Origin of the sequence: Mesorhizobium sp. M5C.F.Ca.IN.020.32.2.1 (assembly GCF_004023105.1) — a bacterium.
Classification (GTDB): Bacteria; Pseudomonadota; Alphaproteobacteria; order Rhizobiales; family Rhizobiaceae; genus Mesorhizobium; species Mesorhizobium wenxiniae.
On record NZ_RZSX01000861.1, the window covers coordinates 1 to 2630 of the forward strand.

A 2630-nucleotide genomic window follows, 5' to 3' on the forward strand; every position below is an offset into this window, starting at 1 on the left:
GGCCATCCAGCGTCCCGAGACGCCGACAATGAAACGCCGAAGATGAACGAGAAAGAAGCAGCGGAAATTGAGCGCAACGAGATGTCGCGAACCCTGATTGTCATTGGTTTGATTATAGTCGCCACAGGCCTATTGTGGCCCTGGTTGTCTCGAATCGGTCTGGGCAGACTGCCTGGCGACATCGTGATCGAACGTGAGAACTTTACGTTTTATGCTCCGATCGGCACCGGAATATTGATCAGCATCGTTCTCTCTTTTGTTCTGTGGCTACTCAACCGATAACGAGTCCGGCGAGCCTGCGTCTCCGGAGGGAACGGACGACGCGGGGAGCAACCCGATCTGGCAGCAATAGCGATTGCGCCTTATCTCGGCGAAGGCGGTTTTTCCGCTGCTCGGCAACAGAAACTCTTGAATGGACACGGCTTTCACCAATTCGATTTTGCTGGGCGCGTCAGCCGGCGGTACAGACGGCGGGACCTATACAGCCCCTCGTCTACTTCGGAGGATGCGGCTGTGAGCGCGAGATTCTCTACGAGATACGTGTGTTGTCAGGGAGGCCTGAAATGCGCCGGGATTATCGCGACTGGGATGCTGTGATGCTTTGGTCGGGTATCGGATTCATTCTGATCCTATGGTCCACGTCGATTCCCAAGGCCCTAACCGAGTGATTCAGAAAAGGGCGGGTCCTTGGCCGCCTCCTATGTTGAATTCGTATTGGCAGAAGCAGCCGCGCTCGCAGATCCGCATTCGTGACCTATGGTATCCGCGCCCTCCCTTGGGACAAGATTGATACCGAGCTGAAGACGTTCGAGAAGATGCCGCCAGGCTGCCCGGCCCGGCGGCAGGGCGGACGCGCACTATCTTCAGGAGACGGATTTGCGCCCACGACGGCATTACGGATCGAAGGCACGGCAGGCAGAAAAGAAAATAGTGCACTGTCACCGCAATTCGCGGTTGTGCCCATGACACTCAGCGATTGCCGTACTCGTCATGGCGGCGCCACCATGCCTGGGGGAATTCGAGCCCGTTCTCGTTCTTTCCCCACGGAGCCAGGTCGCATCTGACCGGCTGCGCATGATCTGCGACCACGAAGCCGCTGATATCGCCAGCGTTCGGAATGTCCAGCACGAGGCTGAAGCAAGGTTTGAGCGGCTGCCGATGTGCTGGGCGAGCCGTGAGATCCAGTCGTCAGGCTAGTGCGGGTGAAAGTTGCAAGCCGCGTTGTGTGTCGAAACCTAGCCAGCAGGCAACCGCTCATCTCTGGATCGAAGTGCGCCTCGCCGAATGCAGCGTCCAGGCGTGCCACCGTGGCGGCGATGTGCCAATCTTCCATGACCGTGATGGACGCATGTCAGGGAGGAGGCGGCCCGGTCCTGTTCGCGCTATAGATGCAGCGGTTGGCGATTGAGCAGCATGGAATCGCCGAATTCATGCGTGCGGTATCGGTACGCGGTGAGGGTTGCGGAGGCCTTGGCGAGCAGAGCATCGTCGGCAAAGGCACGCAGGAGCTCGAAATGGCTTTCGCCGGGCTGGTGGACGCCTGTGAGAATAGCATCAACCACGAGAAGCCGCGTGTCCCGCGCGATGCGCCCTGTCGCAATGCCATTTCCGGCACGCACATTCCCGTCGGGACTGGCGGCCGCCTCAAGCGCGCGCACTACACTCGTGCCGATCGCGATGATGCTGCCGCCGCGGAGCTTCGCCCGCGCAACCTGCGCCGCGGTGCGCTCGGGGATGCGGTACGGCTCGTCGAAAGGGAGTCGCGAATCGAGCGCGGGATCGCCGGTGGAGGAAACGCCCGCGGCATGCGTGACTGTTGCGAAGCCGACGTCCCGCCGACGCCAGGCTTGGAGCGTGCGCCAGTCGAGTGCAAAGCCTGCCGATGGCGCCTCGAACGCGACCGGCCCGGCGGCAATCTTCGTCCAGACATCCCACAGAGCCAGCGGTTCGGGAACATGCGCGTATTGGATCGGCCGGCCGTGCCGCGCCAGGCCTGCAAGCACCGCTGCGCGGTTGCCTGGGAAGCGCAGCTCGACAAGGCGAGGATGGTCGAGAAGGCGCTCTACGACGGCTTCAAGCGGGCCGAGCTGGAGGCGATCGCTTGGTGACAGCGGAGGCGGCGGCGGCCGGTCTTCCGTGCGCGTGCGATGATCGCCCGTGCCGAAGGCAATCGCCATGAAGCGGGTTGGATCGGGAAGTGACAGCCAGCCCGCCAGGCGGATCTCGATCGCTTCGTCGCTGGGGACATGCATGCCGTGCAAGCTGGCAGGCAAGGTCGCGGCGTCGTTGCCGACGACCAGATCGCCGGGATCGAATAGCGTCGCGAGCACAGCGCGCGGCAGGTCGCGCATCGCGCCGTCTGCCTCGACGACGAACAGCCTGGCGGAGCGCCGATCAGGACGGTCGGCGGCAATCATCCGCGTGTCCCGGCGAGAGTCGTTGTGCTGACCGGCAACGCGTCGAGCATCCTTTCGATGATCTCGGCAGCAGCCACTTCGGGGTGCTTCAATGTCGACGGATCGGCGTCAGGAAGCGCCAGCGCGTGCAGCGGGGTGTCCATATCGCCGGGATCGAACGCGAGGAGCCGGATTCCGTCGGCTTTCGCCTCCTCGTCCCAAATCGCCGTGAGA

General features: G+C 62.5%; 3 protein-coding genes and 1 pseudogene. 1 reads left to right on the top strand and 3 read right to left on the bottom strand.

Annotated features, from left to right (window positions below; all coding sequences use genetic code 11):
• Positions 1-282 (top strand): DUF2905 domain-containing protein (locus EOA86_RS30010; protein ID WP_348633372.1); only part of this gene is annotated, 282 nt, incomplete at its 5' end.
• A gap of 687 nt (positions 283-969) precedes the next feature.
• Here the strand turns inward: EOA86_RS30010 and EOA86_RS38945 are convergent.
• The 3 genes and pseudogenes from EOA86_RS38945 to EOA86_RS30020 form a co-directional block, all read right to left on the bottom strand.
• Complete coding sequence (locus EOA86_RS38945) at positions 970-1128, bottom strand: hypothetical protein (protein ID WP_164892117.1); 159 nt, start codon at positions 1126-1128, stop codon at positions 970-972.
• A 254-nt stretch (positions 1129-1382) separates the two neighbouring features.
• Positions 1383-2417: an S-adenosylmethionine:tRNA ribosyltransferase-isomerase gene (locus EOA86_RS30015; RefSeq protein ID WP_128344944.1), complete on the bottom strand. Its 1035-nt coding sequence runs from the start codon at positions 2415-2417 to the stop codon at positions 1383-1385.
• A pseudogene (locus EOA86_RS30020) lies at positions 2414-2630 on the bottom strand (SDR family NAD(P)-dependent oxidoreductase); the annotation flags it as partial. The pseudogene EOA86_RS30020 and the gene EOA86_RS30015, both read right to left, overlap by 4 nt.